Consider the following 20,090-nt stretch of genomic DNA (forward strand, 5'->3'; position numbering starts at 1 on the left):
CCGAGCAATTGTCAAGCAATTATCAAGTTAGTCGAGAAAACCTCAGCGAAAAGCTTGCGCCTTGATTTTCAGTACTGGTCGCGGTCAATGTCGCGCCCATTAACTCGGCAAGTTGACGGCAAATTGGTAAACCGAGCCCCAAACTGGATGTATCGTGGCGCGACCCCTGCGCACGATAAAAGCGCTCAAACACCTGTTCGAGTTGATTAGGCGACATACCTTGGCCGCAGTCAGCAACCGTAATCACCAGTTCATTATCTTGATAACTGAGCTTTAACGTCACAACGCCACCATCAGCGCCATATTTAAAGGCATTATCTAATAAGTTCACCACTATCTGTCTGACTCTTCCGGCATCAAGCGTCACGGTCACATCTTCTAGAATATCTGCGTTCAATTTCACGCCTCGCGCTTCGGCCTGTGCTTGGTAACGCACTAAGGTCGATGTTAACAGCTCAGAGAGATTTACTCGTGTTGATGACAAGGTCAGCTGCTTTGACTCGGTTAATGACAACAAACACAGGTCGTCGATAATACGGTTAACGTTGTGAAGGTCTTGGGTTATCACCGCTAACTGAGCCTTATCCATTGGCACTATACCGTCTTCCATCGCCTCCAAGCGCGAACGAATGCCGTTAAGTGGTGTTCTAAGTTCATGAGATAAGTCGGAATTCATTTGTTTATATTGCTGATGCAAACCTTGTAGCCAAGCCGCAAGATTATTAAAACTATTGATGATTTCACCTACTTCATCATGGCGTTTTAGCGCTAAGCGGGTGTCTAACTCGCCCGACTCTATCGCCTTGAAGCTACGTTTGAGCTGTTTAAGTGGCGACAAAAAGTACCACGACCCCAACCAAGCAAGTAATGCAGCAATAATCGATAAGATGACCAAAGTAAGCATAAAATCATCCAGCATAGCTTGCTGCAGCGCTTCCTTTTCAAACGACCTATCTAGCAATACCTCAGGTAACCAAAACAACTCACCCTGTGGTGATAACACATATTGCGCCTCATTAAATTGCACCACAAACGCCGCGACACCGGGGTGATGGATAGAAAATTGATGACCGGATTTGACCTGCTCATAGTCTATGCTGAGATCGGGGTTGAGGATCTTTACATCCGCTGTTGAGTTAGCATCTCGCCAAATAAATAGCTGCTCAGGAAAGGTTGATGCTAAAAACGTTAACGTCGCTTCTGGGCTCGCAAAGGTTTTACCAGTCAATGCTTCTTCCACTAAGTCATCATCAAGCAATGAATGACCAAACGTTACCGCACTTTGCTTATTAAATGCTAAAAAAGTGCGCTCGGCTGAGTTTTTAGATAGTTGATAAAAGCTCCCGAGTAGCGCAAAGGTACAAAGCGCCACAAGTAAGGTAAACTTGGTTTTTAGCTTCATGAAGACACCTTACGCGCGATAAATTGATAGCCTTGCCCGTAACGAGTGGCGATAAACTTGGGCTCAGCCTTACTGTCACCTAGTTTTTTACGCAAGTTAGCCAAATGAGTATCGACTGCCCGATCCGTAATAGGCGCATCACTTCCCCATACTTGTTCAATTAATTGCGCGCGGCTAAATACTTGTTGCGGCTGCTTGGCCATGGTCAGTAATAACTCGAACTCCACGGCCGTTAACGCTGGTGTTTGCTGTGTTACCGTCACCGATTTGCTCTCAAGGTTGATACTTAAGCCATCAAACAACAAAGCGGCACTCTGCTGACCGCGATAGCTACGTTTACATAGTGCCTTTGCTCGAGAGATCACTTCTCGTGGGCTATAAGGCTTACATACATAATCGTCCGCACCAAGCTCAAACCCCTCAAGACGATCAGTTTCAGATACTTTGGCGGTCACCATAATGGTAGGAATGTTGCGCGCAACGGCTTCTTTTAGTAGCTCACGGCCATCACCGCCGGGTAGCATGACATCTAAAATAGCGAGTTGAAATGTTAGATTTTGCAGTGCCCTATGGGCATCTGGGGCGTTATCGAAATGGACAACCTGCATATCCGCTTGTGCCAGATATAAATTTAATATCTCAGCACTACTTGGGTCATCTTCTACATATAAAACAGTATATTGGTCAGACATTGTTGAGATTAATTTAACGAGTTAATGCTGAGATTCTTAAAGCCGCTTTATAACCACAGCACCTCCGCATGACGAGGGATATTTGTAGCCACGTTGCAGGGTGATCTTTCAGCTAATAATTTAAGTGACTTTACTATGCCACAGCCTTACTCGTTAAGGAACGTCATACTTACCTCTACTGATACCGCTTTTAACTATCGCATAATAAAACAACATCCGCTTCCATCCCTTCCAGCTACTATAACCATTTAAAATAAAAGGACTTTTACATTACTTACAAGCTCAAAATAGCAACCTTTGCAACTCAAAATTAATAGTGTCATAAAGACACAAATTCACAACAACACAAATTTTGATCAAACGCCAAGATAGAGTCACAGGGACAATATACTCCGCTTATTAACATTGAAACCTTTGTTTTGCTTTAACCTAAACAATCGTTTATTGTGTCCAAAAGACATTAACTAAAAAATCAATGAGCTCAGAACACAATTTATCCCAGTTTCACCCGCCTCTTTTTTCAGTAGACAGTGTGTTATTTACAATTTGGCAAGGTAGCTTAAAAGTCCTCCTCACCAAACGCCCCCATGCGCCGTTCAAAGGCCGCTGGGGATTACCTGGAGGGTTTGTTGATGTTGAGCTGGATGACAACACGGATATGAGCGCGCTGCGTAAGATCAAAGAGAAAACCAGTGTTGCCCCACAATACCTTGAACAACTTCAGGCGTTTTCTGGGATCAACCGTGATCCGCGAGGCTTTAGTGTCACCTTGGTTTATTACGCCTTGATTTCACCTCAGCAAGTGGCAACCCAAATTGACTCGGTAGATGATGTGAGATGGGTGGATCTTAGCGAGATCCCAGATCTTGCTGTGGCTTTTGATCATAAGCATATTATTGAAAAGGCCAAGGCAAGGCTGCAGCAAAAGGCGTTATATTCCATGATCCCGGTTTATTGTTTGCCAGATCAATTTACCATTGGACAACTCAAAACCGCCATCGAAGCCATTATCGCCAAACCCATTCAGCGCAAGAGCTTGGTAAGACGAATTGAAGCCTCAAACATGTTTGAAGCACTGGATGAAAAGGTCAAGTCAGGCGGACGTTTAGCACAGCTCTATAAACTAAAGCCTGATGTCGATATCGTGCATTTTGAGCGCAATCTGAGCTTAGGATAAAATGCGATTGTGCAGTGTTTATTACAGAGCTATCACTGCCCCTTGCAGATAATCAAGCTCCTGACACCGCATTTGCAGTAACTCAATAAAATTTCTGGTGTAAGTCGGTGGAGTTCGTTGATTTGGCCAAAGTGCGTAGATGCTGCGAATAAATTGGTAGTCACCGATATAGCTAAATGCGGTTTGAGATTGCGCTGCCAACGCTGCAATTTCTGTCATCGGCAATACGCCAGCACCGTTAGCCGAGCCTACTAATTTACGCACTAAGGTAATATCACCCACATAAGAGACGTGACTAAACTGCGCCAGCAGTGCTCGCCATGCATCGGTTGCGGGCAGTTGCGATGCTTTAAAGGGCAAAAACAGGGTTTGTGTAGTCGCAATTTCCTTGGCGACCACCACCCTTACCGCGATTTGCCCCAGCCGTTTTTGATAGACGCTTGAATCATCCAGCTCCCCGACTCGCACGGTTAAATCAAACCGCTTTTGGCTGAGTAAGGCCACACTATTGGCAGGCTCCACATGCAATTGGATCTCTGGATACTGGGCCTGAAACGATTGCAGCGCATTATACAAAGGACCAATCATTAGGTTTTGCGGGCATAACAGGTGGAAAGTGGACGCTTCTAGTGTTGATAGCGCCTCACTTTGCGCTTGCAAGGCGAGCAAAGACTCCGCCATTTTATCCACCACCGCCTGACCATGATTCGTTAATGTAAGTCCTCTGGCGCTGCGCAGTAAGAGCGGATAACCAAGTTTGTCTTCCAGCGCTAACATCCGCTTAGATAAGGTCGGCGCGCCTATGCCAAGGTCTTCTGCCGCCTTGGCAAAACTTCCTCGGCGGCTTACCTCAACAAAGAGTCGTAAGTCATCTAGCATGGTTATCTCCGCAATCTTAGCTTTCCATTTTTGCCATTCTGATCGGCTGGCAACTCCCTACAATCATACCAACAGCCAGAGGAGGAAACATGCAAAAACTCATTTTTACATTACTGCTGTCATTGTGTCTGTCGTTTATGGTGTCTGGATGGGTTACATACATCAATTTGGGATTAGTGGCAGACTTTACCACGCGATGGGCGCATGCCTTTGCTAATGCTTGGCCGGCCTCGTTCATCGCCGCCTATGTTTTATCAGCCCCAGTTACCGCCGTTACTAAACGCATTATGGAGAAATACCATGGCCAACAGCCACAATAACGTCAACTTTATCGCCCATATCACACCTAAAACCGAGCACTATCAAAATTGTATTAACGCAATCCAAGAGATCTTGCCAGCCACTCGAGCAGAAGTCGGATGTTTACGCTTTGAACTTTATGAAAGTGAAGACCGCACCCAGCTTACCTTAGTCGAACGCTTTGTCGACCATGCCGCGTTTGATTTTCATCACCAGCAAGCCTACACCAAACAGGTATTTACACTGTATCAAGGATGGCTGGCAAAAGCGGTTGATATTATTGCCATCAAACCGCTTTAATTTGCACTTTTAACAAGTTAAGCGCTTCTTCACAAGCAATGATAGAAGCGCTCAGCGTTAACTATGTATTTGACGCCAACTTAAACCAAATTTAGCGAGATATTTTTGCAGTCTTGTGGAGTCATTCACCTGTGACTTCTTGGTGCGGCTCACGTTAAACAACTCTCTGCCCGCAGCCGCCATACTTGAGTGGCGAACACAGATAGTAAGTACATAATTTAACTGGTTTATATCAAACGTATCCAAATCGGCAAGTTGTGCTTTGGATAAATACCTATCTAGATTTTTATCTCCCGAAACTTGCTCTCCTGCATACCAATTTTGCTCAAGTCGTTGAATTTCTTCCTGTACGTCGCTAACCGCTATCCGAGAGGAATCCGCCAAAGTGCATAAACGCGTGATAGCTGAACTTAAATCACGAAAGTTTCCCGACCACAAGGCTCGCTCCGACAAGGCAAAACGTTCAAATAACGTTTTTGCTTCTTTATTAAAGCGCACCCTTTCACCCATTTTTTGCGCGTACAAATCTATCTCGTAATCTATATTAGCCGGAATATCTTCCTTACGGTCTTTTAGCGCTGGTAATCGATACGTCCATAGATTGATCCGTGCAAGCAGGTCTTCTCGAAATCGGCCTTTGCTGACCTCTTTAAACAAGTCGCGATTGGTTCCTGCGATTAACTGAAAGTCACTGGTTACGGGTTGATCGCTACCGACTGGGTGAAACGACTTATTTTCTATTGCATGCAATAGCATGGCCTGCTCTTCAAGACCTAACTCACCGATTTCATCTAAAAACAACACGCCTTGGTTAGCTGTGCGTAAATACCCGTCTCGCGCTTGTTGTGCCCCTGTGAACGCACCTTTGGTATGACCAAACAATGCTGCCATGGCATTTTCGCCCTTGAGCGTAGCGCAATTTACCGAAACAAGTCCTCCGGCCAGCATCGCCCGCTTTTTCTTTAATTGAAAAATACGTGTTGCCAACTGGCTTTTCCCTGCACCAGTCGGTCCTGTTAGCAACATGGGATCTTTAGCGCGTATCGCCACCTTTTCAACTTGCGTGATCAGCTGGTTAAATGCCTCATTTTTAGTTTGGATCCCACCTTTTAAAAATGCTTTACCCTCTAGGTGCTCACTGTCGAATCGAGTAGCTAGCTGGTCGTATTTGGATAGGTCTAAATCGATTATTTGAACTTGCCCAACCGATTTGTTTTTATTGCTGTTGTCAGGAGAGGTTTGCACCAAGCGGCCAGGAAAATGACGGCTCTCAGTCAATAAAAAGCTGCAGATCTGTACCACATGAGTACCTGTGGTGATATGAAACAGGTACTCACAGTTGTCGGTATCGAATGCTTGAGCTTGGCACCAATCAAAAAGTTTGGCATACACCTCCTCAAAGTCCCATGGGTTACTGAAGTTGAGGTTGTGCAATGTGACTGTCGACTCTGGCGACACACTTTCAATATCAACGGCCACATTGTTGGCCAGCCGTGTACTGTGATTGTCGTGTAATAAATGCAATTCATCAATGACCAGATCAGGTTGGCTACATAGGCTTACATTGGGCCGCCAACGCGCCCACCTATCCACTCGCTTACCAACAAAATCGAGCTGAGTACCAATCAAACTTACTGCTACTGTCTTTTTCAAAATTATATCCATATAGATATATTATATATCCTAATGATTATATTTAGATACTTTTAAAATCTCCACCATTTTCATAAGCCATCACCTAAAATAGAAAATAAACCAATAAATTCAAAATTTTATGAATTTATTTTTAATTAATCCTCGTTATTGGCACATAGCTTGATATCTATAGGCTGTCTGGTTATGTGGAAGTGATTCAATCCTCACTCCGGTGCGCTGAACACTGTGACTGCGTATGCCTAACCACACAATAATTTAAGTAGCTCAGTCTGGTAGAGCAACGAAACACGATTTCGTCGGTCATGGGTTCAAATCCCATCTTAAACCTTGGTAGCTCAATGGTAGAGCCGTGAACATTACTTCGCTCGTTGTGGGTTCGAATCCCACCCAAAAACTCATAAATATACGTAAATACATATTGTTAGTAAGCCGTCATGGCCGCTGACTGGTAACCGCAACATGTCGCCGGATTGGCATAGGCAGGACGCCACTTCCAATCACTAAACATGGCGCCGTTACCACTCAAGCCAGCGACCCTTACTAACACAACATAAAGGAAAACTAATATGTTAAGAAAAACAATTACGGTCAAAGAGAACGAAAGAGCTTTTGTATTCAAAGAGCAGCAACTAACACAGGTGTTAATACCAGGCAAACATGCTTTTTGGGATGTGCAAAATACTCTTTCGTTTCGCACTTTTGATATTAACGGCTTGTATTTTTCTGAGCCAAATGCGGAACGTTTATACCGTAATAACCCAATACTTCAGGAACACATAAGCCACTGGAAATTAAATAGTAATGAAGTCGGCCTGTTATACATTGATGATTTGCTACGCGGCATTGTGGCACCAAGTGAGCACCTGTATTTGTGGCAAGATGCTGGTGAAATACGGCTTGAACGGATCGCCATTGATAACCACATAGAGCTTGATGAACGCACGCTATTTTTAATCAACCGAGCGGGTGCAAACGCGGCTTCAAGATTAATAAGAAGCGATCGTACCGTTGCGATGAAGCCCATCGCCGACCTGAGCGTGGCCGCAGAGCATGTGGGATTACTCTATATTGATGGTCGCTTTGTTAGACGCTTAGCGCCTGGACAACACGCATTTTGGCAATTTAACCACAGCATCACGTTAAAATCGTTTGATACCCGAGCACAACTACTGGAAATATCTGGCCAAGAAATTTTGAGCAAAGACCGCGTGAGTTTGCGAATAAATTTAACGGCAGGGATCAAAATTGAAGATGCCGAATTGCTCGCACGAAGCGTGGAGAAAGTCGACGAATACATATATAAAACGCTGCAATTGGCCTTGCGTGAAGCGGTAGGAACCAAATCATTGGATGATATCTTATTGGATAAGTTATATATCAATGAAACCGTGAGAGAACTTGTGACTGCGTCACTGGCAGGCATTGGCGTATCTTTACAAAGCGTTGGCGTGAAAGACATTATTCTGCCTGGAGAAATTAAAGCCATTTTAAATCAAGTGGTTGAAGCGCAGAAGGCAGCTGAAGCCAAGGTAATTAAAAGGCGCGAAGAAACCGCAGCGACACGGAGCCTGCATAACACCGCAAAAGTGATGGAAAACAACCCAACATTACTGCGCTTGAAGGAGCTTGAGGCATTAGAAAAGGTCGCAGACAAAATTGAAAACCTGACTGTTTACGGCGGCTTAGAAGGCCTGATGAATAACACAGTCAAAATTGTCTAACGATAAAAAGAAAAATAACGACAGCATAAGGAACAAATATGTGTAGTAACTACAACACCATCAATAATGACGGAAACGTGCCCATAAAGGCATGGACGCAAGGCGTACCTTTTGAAATAGAGGCGCAGCAACAGCTTAATAATATTGCCAGCTTGCCGTTGATCCATTCGCATATTGCGGTGATGCCCGATGTGCATATGGGCAAAGGCGCAACGATTGGTAGCGTGATCCCCTCGGTAGATGCAGTGATCCCCGCAGCGGTAGGGGTAGATATTGGCTGCGGCATGGTTGCCACCAAAACGTCACTCACAGCCAACCAGCTACCAGATAATTTGGCTAGTATTCGCCATGCATTTGAAGCGGCTGTGCCACATGGTCGTACCGGAGGAAAACGTGGAAAGCGTGACCGAGGAGCTTGGCATAACATCCCCGATATTGTTGCCTCTGAATGGCAAAAGCTAGTATTAAGATTTGAGAAAATTTGCGCCAAGCATCCCGCTATCAAAAAAAGTAATCATGTGAACCACCTTGGTACAATGGGAACAGGCAACCACTTTTTAGAGCTTTGTTTGGATGAGAATAACGCAGTGTGGATTATGCTGCACTCAGGCAGCCGAGGCGTTGGTAATCGAATTGGCACCTACTTTATAGAGCTGGCTAAGCAGGAAATGCAACGTCATCAAATTCACCTTCCAGATATGGACTTAGCCTATCTAAAAGAAGGAAGTGACTACTTTGATGATTACGTTGAAGCGGTTGAATGGGCGCAGGATTTTGCCGCTAAAAATCGTGAAATCATGATGTTTAACGCGATAAAAGCTTTAAGGTCGCAGATCTCAACGCCATTTACAACCGCAGAAATGGCCGTGAACTGCCACCATAATTATATTTCTCGCGAGCACCATTTTGGTAAAGACTGCTACGTCACGCGCAAAGGTGCAGTACGTGCACAGAAAGGCGAAATGGGGATTATTCCAGGCAGCATGGGCGCACGTTCATTTATTGTAAGAGGACTTGGCAATCCCGATAGCTTTAATAGTTGTAGCCATGGCGCAGGGCGCATCATGTCGCGCACTAAAGCCAAAAAAGTATTTAACGTGAAAGATCAAATCGCTGCAACTGAAGGGGTAGAATGCCGCAAAGATGAAGCCGTTATTGACGAAATCCCTCATGCGTATAAAGACATTGAAAAGGTCATGGCGGCACAACAAGATTTAGTAGAAGTCGTACACACGCTGAAACAGATTGTGTGCGTAAAAGGATAAGTATAGAACATGTCATATTTAGTTATAGATGGCGCACAAGGAGAAGGAGGCGGACAAGTATTACGCACCTCCTTAACCCTATCGATTTTAACCGGTCAGCCAATAGAGCTGATCAACATTAGAGCCAACCGTAATAAGCCCGGCTTACTACGCCAACACCTTACTTGTGTACTGGCCGCACAACAGATCTGTGATGCAAAAATAGATGGGGCAGCGCTTGGCTCTGCGCGCATTCGCTTCACCCCTGGTAAAATAAAAGCAGGGAACTATCGCTTTGCCATAGGTACGGCTGGTAGCACCGTATTGGTTTGCCAGACCATTTTACCCGTATTGGCAATGGCTTCTGAGCAGTCTCATGTCATCTTTGAAGGTGGGACGCACAACAGCATGTCTCCTTCTTTATGCTTTTTAACGCGCTCTTATTTACCAATCTTAAAAAAGATGGGTATTGATTGCCAAATTGAGACTGAAAAGCTTGGATTTTATCCAGCCGGTGGAGGAAAATGGACATTGACGATACACCCAACCAAGGCACTCAACGCGCTTCCAGAGCTCTCGGCGAGTAACAGCCAGATTACCGCTGAACAATGTGCAATCACCGCTTTAGTCAGTAAGTTACCGGAACATATTGGCGAGCGAGAAGTGACTAAAGCAAAAAAGGAGCTCGATTGGTTTGGCGCAAAAACCACCGTCGCAAGCGCAGTCACACCGGGACCGGGCAACTCGCTACAGCTGATGATCGACCACGGCTCGCACACCAGTTTGTTTGAGCAGCAAGGCGAATATGGTGTGTCAGCCGAACGCGTTGCAAAACGTTGCGCAGCCGAAGTGAAGCAATTTTTAAAGTCAGAAGCCGCGGTGGAAGAACACTTAGCAGATCAGTTATTGCTACCTATGGCTATAGCGCACAGCGGCCAGTTCACCACCACTAAACCAAGCTTGCACACGCTAACCAATATTGATGTAATTCAGTTATTTATGGACGTTAAATTTGCAGTAACTCAGCGCACAGAAACACAATGGGATATTCGCGTGGTAGGAAATTAATGATGACAAATAACAGTGAGCTAGAACCAATAGCAGCCGATATCACAGCAGAAATACTTAAACGGATCCGTGCCGCAGAACAAGAGCATGGTGTAAAGGTATTGTATGCCGTTGAATCAGGCAGCCGCGCCTGGGGTTTTGCCAGCCCAAATAGTGATTACGACGTGCGGTTTATTTATGCGCATCCAAAAGAGTGGTATCTCACCCTTGATGTCGAAGAAAAACGTGATGTCATTGAATACCCTATTGTTGATGAGATTGATATTAATGGCTGGGATGTAAGAAAGGCATTAAAGCTTTTTAGAAAGTCAAACCCTGCTTTTATTGAGTGGTTACAATCACCTATCGTTTATGTTGATGATGGCGTATTCTCGGCAAAAGCAAAACAGTTAATGCCTCAAATTATGTCTCCAAATAGCGGTATTTATCACTATTTACATATGGCGCAAGGTAACTATCGCGAATACTTAAAGAGAGAAACCGTACCGCTAAAAAAGTACTTTTATGTTCTTAGGCCTTTGTTAGCCATTATGTGGCTAGAAAAATATGCCACACCAGCACCTATAGAATTTGAGACATTACGCCAACTAATTGCAGATAATACGGCGCTAAACGATGCAATTGCAGACCTACTTGAACAGAAAAAAGTAAGCTTAGAGAAACAAATCATTCCAACTGTACCTGTAATAAACCAATTTATCGAGTCTGAACTCAGCCGCCTTGCGAGTTACCGAGCCAAAGAAAAACAGATGAAAGCCAATTACCACGAGCTTAATGCACTATTTAAAAGCACCATTAGCTCATAGCTGCTCAGGCTGTCAGGCATGGGGTTCAAGCTTTACCCACGCTGCCAGCCTTTTAATCGCGACAACACGACTTATTGTGTTCTCAATTGCTTGTTCCCGATGGAATTACATTGCTCTATCCTCTTCCTTACAATCTTATTAACACCCGAAATGGGCAGAGCTAAATCACTAAGATACTCGCGACGCTGTCATGTAGTAGCGTCACTAGCTCGTCATCCATAAATTGATATTCGTCAGGAATATCCAACACTTGAACATTTTTATAGCGCAATAAATTGGCGTATTGCGCGCGCAGCCGCGATTTATGCTTTTCTTCCATGACTAAAATAGTATCGGCCCACTCAATATCACTCGCATTTACGCTGCGACGTGCTCTTGGGCTAGTGCCTGCCGATCTCACGCTAATACCTGGATCGTTTTTCCAGATACGCTCAGCGGTTGGACTGCGCCATTGGTTGCGACTACAGATGAATAACACATTAGTTGTCACGCGGAGTGCCTTTATTAAATGGCATCGTTGGGCTGAACTGGTTTCCTTTAAAAGTATTTTTAGGATTACCGCGTTGTAGCGCCTGATGCTGCTGCCACCTTGCTTTATCACGAGCCATTTCCTCAGCATCTGCCTGCGCGGCCAATTTCTGTAGCAATAACGCCTTTGCAACGCGCTTATTGGCGTGCTGACTACGTTCACTCTCCACTCGCACACTCAATCCTGATGCAATATGCGTCGCTCGTACCGCTGAGTCTGTGGTATTAACATGCTGCCCACCAGCTCCTGACGCGCGACAAGCTTGATAGCGAATATCGGATGCCATTGCGACTTCATCTATCTCGGCCATGCTGCCGCTAAAGAACCAATTTTTCCGTTTATGTTTGGCACGAAATGGGCTCTGGCACACCCACAACTGCGGGCCATGCCAATACTCGGCAAGCGCTTTTGCGTCACTTGAAAGCTGTAGCAATACGGATTTCATGCAGCCTTTGTGTTCATGCATTTCTTGCGCTAACACAGTACATTCTGCGCCTATTGCTTTAGCTTGTTGATCGACTAAGTTGAGCGCCAATGCAACGGCTTTCCCGCACTCTGCGGGGCCTTGACCGGCTGAAAGTTGCAACAAGATCATGACGAACAGCTCCCGTTGGTTTTAAATGTCAGTACCGGACGCAATATGGCAATCACTTCTATCAATCCAGCGTCAACCAAATCACTGACAATGGTTTCACACTTTTTATAGGCCTGCGGCGCTTCATCGTACAGCAACTCCTTATTGCCACAGATCACACGACTCCCCAATGCTGTGCGATAAAGATCTTCACGTTTATATTTGTGACTCAAGCGGCTTTGACAGTCACCTCGCTTCCACTTTCGACCAGCACCATGAGCCAAAGAATATAAACTGGCCGTTAACGCAGGCGCATTGTTTATAGGCTGAACCAAATAGCTATAGTCACCTCGTGAGCCGGGGATCACGACAGCACCTTTGTCACTTGGGGTCGCACCTTTACGGTGCAGCCAACCAGCGCGGCCATCTATAACTTTTGGACACACAAGATTGTGATTAACATCTAGGGTACATTCGCCATCGCTACGAATGGCTGAGAGAAATCTTTTTGCAATCAAAAAGCGGTTTAACTCAGCCCAGCGCACCGCTTCATCATGACGTGCCAAATAGCGTGAACTTTCACTCTCTTGAGCCGCTTCAGCCAGCAAGCCATCATGATTAAAATGCGCAATATGGTCGACTAAAATGGCTTGCCCAAGCCCACGCGAGCCAGAATGTACCAGCAGCTGTAAATACTTTTTATCAAGGCCAAGCGCAGTAAACGCGGTTTCATTATAAACACGTTCCACCGCTTGAAACTCGGCGAAATGATTACCGCCGCCAACCGTACCCAGTGCACTTTCAAATAATCCAGCTGAAATATCCCGGTGTGTCATTTCAGCTTGAATCGTCTCTTGCCAACTGGCATCGAGCGGTTGCTCGATATCTTCTAGCCGTTTAGCAAACTTATCGACATTAACTTTGGCAACCTTTGTAGTGGTCTGCCACAGCGCCATGCCACAGCCAATATCGTTTCCGACTAACGCGGGATACAGCCGGTCTAGGCTAAAAAATGCCGCGCCGATTGGATAACCACGCACTGGGTGCAAGTCAGGCATACCAGCAACGCGATGCATACTGGCTAGTTCAGCGGTTTTTGTAAGTTGTTGGATCGCAGCGCCTTCAATCCAAGTGTCTTGAGATGCAAATAGACACACGCGATCAGAAATTTGTTGGACGGATCTGTCCATAGTTACCAATACCTTTCAATGAGGTTTAAAAATAATTGTGTATTGGCAGGTCTAGAATGGCTTAGTTATAGCAATCAAATGTTAGGTTACATAGGCAACATAGAATCGCTAAATACAGCTTTCGCAAGCTAGGAAATATTTATTCGCGCTCGCGAATTACAGAGAAAGACCTGCAAAGGATAAAGTTGTTTGTGTCATGTTTTTTCTCCTCTACAGTGAATGAATGGTTAGAATCGCGGCAAGTGTAAACAGTTTGGGAACACAATGCAACCTTGGATTGTCTGTGCGCTGAATGATAGAATTGCAACTTGTGATATTAACCTAAACAAGGCAAGGATAGCAGCTAGATATTCAGCAACAAGCGTTTAATCACTCACTCCTGCGACTATTATCGATTAAGGAAAACAAATATGACGCAATTCTATTTTGGAGGTTGGTATAACGAGGTCACTCCAACTCACCTCGATGCCTTAAAACAAGCTTTATCTCAACAAGATAAGGCAAAGGTAGAAACCTTATCGGAAGCCCTGTTTGAAAGTTATTTGGATGTCACCGCAGCACTCACGAAAGCACAAGTGATTCAGTATGCCGACTTGATGGGTGATGAGTTGAGTGCGATAGAGCTCGATATTTGTATGGGAGAATTAGTTGATCATCACCACCCAAACGATATCGAAACGGCCTGTCGTCATTGCCTCGAACTTGGTATTGGTTTTCCATTCGCCGACTACTTTTTGATGGAAATGACGGCGAATCGCTCAGAGTTCGATATTGAGTTTTTTGAGCGCACCGTAGCCCCTTCTTTTGTGGAGCTGCGCAAAGCAGGCAAAATGTCTGTCACAGACTACTTTGCACTGATGTGCGAAATTATTTGTCGCCTTGATAAGTGTGAATATGGCGCGAATTGTTTAGAAAAGTTACTTAAAGACCCAGAACTCGATTTAAGTCAGCTAACCGAAAACGACTATACTGCGTGTTTAGATACCTGCCACTACGGCTACTTTCTCAAACCTGAACTGTTTCGCTTATTTGTGAAGAAAGCGAATGGTCGTCAAGTAACTGAATCCACAACAGAATGGCAAGAATCGGGGGAGTATTTTCTTATCACCTATCAATTTAAGTCCATTTTCGGTGAAGCCAATGCATATTGTGGCGGTTGGGAAGAATATAAAGACAGTTTTACCGATGCCTTTATCGAACTAAAGCGCAGTAACTTAGTTACTCAAGTAGAACAACAAGTTATCGATTGCTTAGAAAGAGATGGTCACCATGATCTTGCCCAAGCTTTTATCACTGCGTAGTCAAGCTAGCTAAATAGAAGTACTTAAAGCAATGGAAGGTGCGCACACTTTCCATTGCGAAATAGCAAAGCTTAGAAGCTTAGCATTTTTTTAACATGACAAACTTGAGGTAATACATTTTTTTGCACCTCAAATTGTACTCTGTCGCCTTCAGAGATTGTCGCTGCGATGTTCGTTACTCTTTCAAGAATAGTAGGATCGCTGTAGCTTACAGTGCCATTCATTACGCAGCGGAACTTACGTCCATTAGAGTCTTGAGCATTTACAGTTAAATGGTTTTCGCTCACATTCATAGAGAAAGTGCCTGCTTGGCTGTGGTTTAACACAACATCAGCAGTTTGAATGATCACACTACCATAATCTACTTCTGTGATTTTTACCTCAGCAGCAGAAGCCGACCCAGCAGATACACCTAGCGCTAAAACGGTTGCACCCAAAACTTTGTTCAATACTTTCATTGTATATTATTCCTTTATACATTTATTAAGTTCATTTATTAGAAAAGCCCTTGAAATTTAAGGCATTGCAAACCTAACACATAACAAATTTAAATAAAACAAAACAAGTTTAAATATTTTTTAACACGCCACGTAGTTAGTTTAAGATTCAATTTGAACAAGCACATGCAGACACCATTACCGCATTAATAGCCTAGGGCGCAGTATTCCCCGTTGCCGTGCGCGATACACTAGTTTTAGTGTCGAGAAATACGTAAACACCAACAGCTACTTTATTTTAGAAGCGCTTTTTATACGAATAATGAACAATTTTGTGCAATGCTAAGTCGAAACTGTCATAACCATCGTGAGTAAATAATCGTGGGTGTCAGTGCTGCTGTGCGTTGTAACTCAATTCTGGACAGAAATCATTTTCGTTTTTCGATTAAGCCAATGCAAATCGTATTAGGTTGTGTATGGATAGTGCAGCTTTGATGACAAATAATTACGGGTGTCTTTATTACAATTTATTGATTGACGAAAACCGTCTACGAGTTCAGTTGTACGCACCTGCAGCTTACCTTTGTTCAACATTGAATTGACATTGGCTATAACCCTAAAGAATTATTATACACAAATAAAGAATTAATATTCTTTATTTGTGCACTTAAGATTTTTACAGCTTATGCTGTTTCGTTGAGGGTAATATTAAAGTGGAAACTCACTTTTTCGTTTTAAGTTTTTGATCAGTTGAATATCAACCCAATGCTGTTTTCCTTCATAAATACGTTTGCCGCTTCCATTCACACGCCAATCACCCCGATTAAAAAAGAAGTATTTTCCATCCGGCGATAATTGAGGAGAGCTTTCTTGTTTTTCTGTATTAATCGTTACTCCCATGTTTATAACCTTCGACCAAGTGCCATCTTGCTTTTTAAAACTAATGTAGAGATCAGATTGGCCAAAACCCTCAGCTCGTTGCACACTCCAAATCAAGTAAGATTCGTCAGGCGCTATCATAGAACCTGCTATGTACTCTCCTTGATTCATATCGTCTCTTAGTTTTATAGGCTCTTCATACTGCCCGTTAATAAGACGCGAATAATACAAAGCGCCGACAACACCCCGCTCTTTGTATCCGGTAAAGTAATAAGTGCCGCTCGCAGACACCGACCTGCCATGCGCCATATGTTTTATGAACGCACCTGGGCTTTTAGGCTCTGACCAACCATCACCTTGGCGCTCTCGATACATTTTGCCGATGAACATTTTGCTGCCATCGTAAGAAAACTGCGGCCAACGTAGATCTGTTTCTGACGCCTTTCCCCACTGATTATTTTCTTTATGGATGACAAAAAAGCCTCGCTTTTTGTCTTCGCCTATCGCTTTTGTGAAGTAAAAAGACTGCATATCTGGCGTGAATGTACCGCTTTCAAATTCTCCATTTGGTGAAACAATCTTGGGCTCAAAGATCTTAGGCACTAAACCCGGAGGCTGCTCTCCAAAATACGCACTTCTTTTTACATTCAGTTTGTCTTCAGTATGACTCATAGAGCAACCACTGAGGCTAAAAAATAATAGGGTAAGTAAAGTTAAATTCGGCTTCATGATTTGTCCTTAATGGTGATTTAAGAACCACTGACATTAACAGTTCAAACACAAAAAACCTGATGTCTTGATGAATTGTGCCTGATTGTTGTTAATGAAGCCTTTGTAAGTGCACAGCACCATAAGTTTACAACTCAAGAAAATAGAAAAATAACCGGTAAAAATTTGTATTTATTGAATAAGTTTTTACTTTTGGTTTTAAGAATGCAAACTTCAGAGTCCATGAGCTGAAGTAGGTTATAAGCTGTTTTAAAAGAAATTATTTTGGAATAGTCATAAAAAAGGCGCTGAATGCGCCTTTAGTGTCTTGATTTTTGAGGGGACGAGTTGTGGCCCCGCACTTTATAAGTACATATTCCTAAGTAACAAAAATGTGGGACAGTACTTTAATACTTGGGATGAAACTATATTCCTAAGTCACAAAAAGGGCGCTTGCGCGCCTTTTCTTATTCCACAGTAACCGATTTTGCCAGATTTCTCGGTTGGTCAACATCGGTGCCTTTGATCACGGCTACATAGTATGAAAGTAGCTGTAGTGGGATTGTATAGACAACTGGGGCGATGATGTTTTCTACGTGGTTGACGTTCATTACTCGCATGGTGTCGTCTGAGGCAAAGTTTGAGTCTTTGTCCGCGAATACATAGATGATACCGCCGCGTGCACGCACTTCTTCAACGTTTGATTTGAGCTTTTCAAGCAGCTCGTTGTTTGGTGCAACGACGATGATAGGCATGTCTGCGTCGATAAGCGCTAGCGGGCCGTGTTTTAGCTCGCCTGCCGCATAAGCTTCGGCGTGGATGTAGGAGATTTCTTTAAGCTTAAGTGCACCTTCCATTGCGATTGGGTATTGTGAACCACGACCTAAGAACAATGAGTGATGTTTGTCGGCAAATTCTTCTGCAAGAAGCTCGATGCCATCGGCCATCGTTAGCGTTTCTTCAAGCTTGGTTGGCAGAGTTTTAATGGCGTTGACGATTGCACTTTGGTCACGGCCTTTTTCCTGCGCGATCGATGCCGTTAGCATCAATAAGCCAACTAATTGGGTCGTAAAGGCTTTTGTTGATGCCACACCGATTTCTGCGCCAGCTTTGGTCATAAAGGCAAGATCTGACTCACGTACAAGTGATGAGCCAGGTACGTTACAGATGGTCATCGACGCCATATAGCCTTGCTCTTTGGCCAAGCGAAGTGCTGCGAGAGTGTCTGCGGTTTCGCCCGATTGTGAAATGGTTACCAGTAGGCTGTTTTCGTGAACGAATGAGTCGCGGTAGCGAAACTCTGAGGCGATTTCAACGTTACAGCTTACGCCTGCAAATTGCTCCAGCCAGTAGCGTGCCACCATGCCTGAGTGGTAAGACGTACCACATGCGATGATCTGTACGTGTTTTACATCTTTAAAGATTTCATTGGCTTTGTCGCCAAATGCGTCGATACTGACGCGATCGTTGTCTAAACGGCCTTCAAGTGTGTTACGTACGGCCATTGGCTGCTCGTAGATTTCTTTTAGCATGTAGTGGCGGTATTCGCCTTTGCCAGACGCATCTTGCGTGATGTTAGACTCAACCACTTCGCGCTCTACAGGATTGCCGTTTATGTCGAAGATTTCTACCGTTTCGCGAGTAATGCGTGCTACATCGCCTTCTTCTAGGAAGATAAAGCTGCGGGTTACAGGTAATAGCGCGAGTTGATCAGAGGCAATAAAGTTTTCACCAAGACCAAGACCGATAACCAATGGGCTGCCTGAGCGTGCCACAATGATTTCATCTTGATTGGCTTTATCAAATAATACCGTACCGTATGCACCTTCGAGCTGTTTTACCGCTGCTTGCACGGCCGCGAGTAATGTAGTGTGTTGCTGTCTGAGTTGATGGATCAGGTGCACCATCACTTCGGTGTCGGTGTCAGATAAAAACTCGTAGCCGTCTTCTTTTAATGCCGCGCGCAAGCCTTCGTGGTTTTCAATAATACCGTTGTGTACCAGCGCAATTTCGCTGTTAGAAATATGCGGGTGCGCGTTAGCTTCTGTTACGCCGCCGTGTGTTGCCCAGCGCGTGTGCGCGATACCGGTAGTACCTTTTACTTCGGCATTTTCAAGCGCAGATTCTAGGTTTACCACTTTACCCACGGCTTTCACGCTGTTGAGTGCACCGCCTTCGCAAAGTGCGACACCCGCAGAGTCATAACCACGGTATTCAAGGCGTTTTAGGCCTTCGATAAGAATTTTGTTTACTGGACGCTCAGCAACAGCGCCTACGATTCCACACATAATCTCTCCATTATTTGCACGTTGTGTGTAGTTCAGCACAGATAAGTTGTATACCACGCGCTTCGATCGCTTGGCGGAGGTCATCGGCCAAGTTGTTGTCGGTGATCAAAGTGGTGATCTGTGCCCAAGGTATTTCTAAATTTGGAATTTTACGGCCAATCTTGTCGGATTCGACCATCACAATCACTTCACGGGCTGACTTTGCCATCACACGGCTCAGCCCAATTAATTCGTTGAATGTGGTTGTGCCGCGCTCTACATCAATGCCATCGGCACCAATAAAAAGCTGATCAAAGTCATAGGATTGCAGTACTTGCTCTGCTACTTGCCCTTGAAAGGATTCTGAGTGCGGATCCCATGTCCCGCCGGTCATCAATAAGGTTGGCTCATTCTCCAGTGATAACAATCGATTAGCGATATTCATCGCATTGGTCATCACGACTAAGCCGCGCTTTTGTGCAAGCTCCGGAATTAGGGTTTCAGTGGTTCTGCCGCTATCGATAATGATGCGATTGTGATCTTTAATCAGCTCGGCGGCCGCTTTGGCAATGGCCGTTTTACGTACCGAGTCTTGCTCGTTTTTACCTGATGCGGTGATCTCTTTAGGAAGGGCTATCGCACCGCCATAGCGGCGTAGTAACAGGCCGCTTTTTTCTAGTGCCGTTAAATCCTTACGAATCGTAACTTCTGACGTTTCAAACTCAGCGGCGAGTGATTCTACGCTTACTTCACCGTATTCATTCACCCATGAAAGAATGGTATGTCTGCGCTGTTGAGTGTTTCGTTTAGTCATCAAATAAGTTTCGTTTCGAAATTTAAGGCGATTATAGTCGAAACTTCAAAACCTAAACAAGTTAAATTTTGCACTGAACAAATTTTAACTGGAAATATTATGAACATCAGGATACATTTCCCAGTTGAGGTACTTAAAAGGATAAT

General features: G+C 44.4%; 19 protein-coding genes and 1 tRNA gene. 9 read left to right on the top strand and 11 right to left on the bottom strand.

Going from position 1 to position 20,090, the window contains the following annotated elements:
* Positions 1 to 22: 22 nt before the first annotated feature.
* Positions 23 to 1,402 (bottom strand): HAMP domain-containing sensor histidine kinase, encoded by a 1,380-nt coding sequence (locus L3V43_RS13210; RefSeq protein ID WP_237116730.1) that lies wholly within the window; start codon positions 1,400 to 1,402, stop codon positions 23 to 25.
* Positions 1,399 to 2,094 (bottom strand): response regulator transcription factor, encoded by a 696-nt coding sequence (locus L3V43_RS13215; protein ID WP_102057776.1) that lies wholly within the window; start codon positions 2,092 to 2,094, stop codon positions 1,399 to 1,401. Before L3V43_RS13215 ends, L3V43_RS13210 begins: the two co-directional genes overlap by 4 nt.
* 532 nt (positions 2,095 to 2,626) lie before the next feature.
* Here L3V43_RS13215 and L3V43_RS13220 point away from each other — a divergent pair.
* Positions 2,627 to 3,271, top strand: coding sequence for an NUDIX domain-containing protein (locus L3V43_RS13220; RefSeq protein ID WP_235368326.1), 645 nt, complete (start codon positions 2,627 to 2,629; stop codon positions 3,269 to 3,271).
* Between the two features lie 21 nt (positions 3,272 to 3,292).
* Here the strand turns inward: L3V43_RS13220 and L3V43_RS13225 are convergent, their stop codons facing one another.
* On the bottom strand, positions 3,293 to 4,150 hold the full coding sequence (locus L3V43_RS13225) for a LysR family transcriptional regulator (RefSeq protein ID WP_237116729.1): 858 nt from the start codon (positions 4,148 to 4,150) through the stop codon (positions 3,293 to 3,295).
* A gap of 89 nt (positions 4,151 to 4,239) precedes the next feature.
* Here L3V43_RS13225 and L3V43_RS13230 point away from each other — a divergent pair, with 89 nt between their 5' ends.
* Both L3V43_RS13230 and L3V43_RS13235 read left to right on the top strand, forming a co-directional pair.
* Entirely contained in the window at positions 4,240 to 4,470 is a 231-nt protein-coding gene (locus L3V43_RS13230; protein WP_010606951.1) for a DUF2798 domain-containing protein, read from the top strand.
* Complete coding sequence (locus L3V43_RS13235) at positions 4,451 to 4,750, top strand: antibiotic biosynthesis monooxygenase (protein ID WP_010606952.1); 300 nt, start codon at positions 4,451 to 4,453, stop codon at positions 4,748 to 4,750. The genes L3V43_RS13230 and L3V43_RS13235 overlap by 20 nt, the downstream gene beginning before the upstream one ends.
* A 57-nt stretch (positions 4,751 to 4,807) precedes the next feature.
* Here L3V43_RS13235 and rtcR read toward each other — a convergent pair whose 3' ends face one another.
* Positions 4,808 to 6,403 (bottom strand): RNA repair transcriptional activator RtcR, encoded by a 1,596-nt coding sequence (rtcR, locus tag L3V43_RS13240; RefSeq protein WP_237116728.1) that lies wholly within the window; start codon positions 6,401 to 6,403, stop codon positions 4,808 to 4,810.
* A 256-nt stretch (positions 6,404 to 6,659) separates the two neighbouring features.
* Between rtcR and L3V43_RS13245 the strand changes: the two genes are divergently transcribed.
* The 5 genes from L3V43_RS13245 to L3V43_RS13265 all read left to right on the top strand — a co-directional run bounded on the left by L3V43_RS13245 (position 6,660) and on the right by L3V43_RS13265 (position 11,245).
* Positions 6,660 to 6,730, top strand: a tRNA-Arg gene (locus tag L3V43_RS13245).
* A gap of 242 nt (positions 6,731 to 6,972) precedes the next feature.
* Positions 6,973 to 8,127 (top strand): slipin family protein, encoded by a 1,155-nt coding sequence (locus L3V43_RS13250; RefSeq protein ID WP_237116727.1) that lies wholly within the window; start codon positions 6,973 to 6,975, stop codon positions 8,125 to 8,127.
* A 38-nt stretch (positions 8,128 to 8,165) separates the two neighbouring features.
* Positions 8,166 to 9,392, top strand: a complete 1,227-nt coding sequence (locus L3V43_RS13255) for an RtcB family protein (protein ID WP_099643092.1) — start codon at positions 8,166 to 8,168, stop codon at positions 9,390 to 9,392.
* 9 nt (positions 9,393 to 9,401) lie between these two features.
* Positions 9,402 to 10,439 (top strand): RNA 3'-terminal phosphate cyclase, encoded by a 1,038-nt coding sequence (gene rtcA / locus L3V43_RS13260; RefSeq protein WP_237116726.1) that lies wholly within the window; start codon positions 9,402 to 9,404, stop codon positions 10,437 to 10,439.
* Positions 10,439 to 11,245, top strand: a complete 807-nt coding sequence (locus tag L3V43_RS13265; RefSeq protein WP_237116725.1) for a nucleotidyltransferase domain-containing protein — start codon at positions 10,439 to 10,441, stop codon at positions 11,243 to 11,245. The genes rtcA and L3V43_RS13265 overlap by 1 nt, the downstream gene beginning before the upstream one ends.
* 160 nt (positions 11,246 to 11,405) lie before the next feature.
* Here L3V43_RS13265 and L3V43_RS13270 read toward each other — a convergent pair whose 3' ends face one another.
* The 3 genes from L3V43_RS13270 to L3V43_RS13280 are packed head-to-tail and all read right to left on the bottom strand — an operon-like array spanning position 11,406 to position 13,538.
* On the bottom strand, positions 11,406 to 11,735 hold the full coding sequence (locus L3V43_RS13270; RefSeq protein ID WP_237116724.1) for a phosphotyrosine protein phosphatase: 330 nt from the start codon (positions 11,733 to 11,735) through the stop codon (positions 11,406 to 11,408).
* Positions 11,725 to 12,369: a peptide chain release factor H gene (prfH, locus tag L3V43_RS13275; protein ID WP_237116723.1), complete on the bottom strand. Its 645-nt coding sequence runs from the start codon at positions 12,367 to 12,369 to the stop codon at positions 11,725 to 11,727. The genes L3V43_RS13270 and prfH overlap by 11 nt, the downstream gene beginning before the upstream one ends.
* Positions 12,366 to 13,538, bottom strand: a complete 1,173-nt coding sequence (locus tag L3V43_RS13280; protein ID WP_237116722.1) for an RNA ligase RtcB family protein — start codon at positions 13,536 to 13,538, stop codon at positions 12,366 to 12,368. The genes prfH and L3V43_RS13280 overlap by 4 nt, the downstream gene beginning before the upstream one ends.
* A 410-nt stretch (positions 13,539 to 13,948) precedes the next feature.
* On the opposite strand from L3V43_RS13280, the gene L3V43_RS13285 reads away from it, so the two are divergent.
* Complete coding sequence (locus L3V43_RS13285) at positions 13,949 to 14,839, top strand: hypothetical protein (RefSeq protein ID WP_237116721.1); 891 nt, start codon at positions 13,949 to 13,951, stop codon at positions 14,837 to 14,839.
* Positions 14,840 to 14,910: 71 nt separating this feature from the next.
* Here the strand turns inward: L3V43_RS13285 and L3V43_RS13290 are convergent, their stop codons facing one another.
* The 4 genes from L3V43_RS13290 to L3V43_RS13305 form a co-directional block, all read right to left on the bottom strand.
* Entirely contained in the window at positions 14,911 to 15,297 is a 387-nt protein-coding gene (locus L3V43_RS13290; protein ID WP_138580860.1) for a hypothetical protein, read from the bottom strand.
* Positions 15,298 to 15,984: 687 nt separating this feature from the next.
* The gene (locus L3V43_RS13295) at positions 15,985 to 16,884 is read right to left on the bottom strand and encodes a hypothetical protein (RefSeq protein ID WP_237116720.1); all 900 of its coding nucleotides are present in this window, start codon (positions 16,882 to 16,884) and stop codon (positions 15,985 to 15,987) included.
* A 446-nt stretch (positions 16,885 to 17,330) separates the two neighbouring features.
* Positions 17,331 to 19,151, bottom strand: coding sequence for a glutamine--fructose-6-phosphate transaminase (isomerizing) (gene glmS, locus L3V43_RS13300; RefSeq protein ID WP_102057780.1), 1,821 nt, complete (start codon positions 19,149 to 19,151; stop codon positions 17,331 to 17,333).
* A gap of 10 nt (positions 19,152 to 19,161) precedes the next feature.
* Positions 19,162 to 19,944 (bottom strand): DeoR family transcriptional regulator, encoded by a 783-nt coding sequence (locus tag L3V43_RS13305; protein WP_237116719.1) that lies wholly within the window; start codon positions 19,942 to 19,944, stop codon positions 19,162 to 19,164.
* Between the last annotated feature and the right edge of the window lie 146 nt (positions 19,945 to 20,090).

The sequence above is a fragment of the Pseudoalteromonas sp. L23 genome, assembly GCF_021728455.1.
Classification (GTDB): domain Bacteria; phylum Pseudomonadota; class Gammaproteobacteria; order Enterobacterales; family Alteromonadaceae; genus Pseudoalteromonas.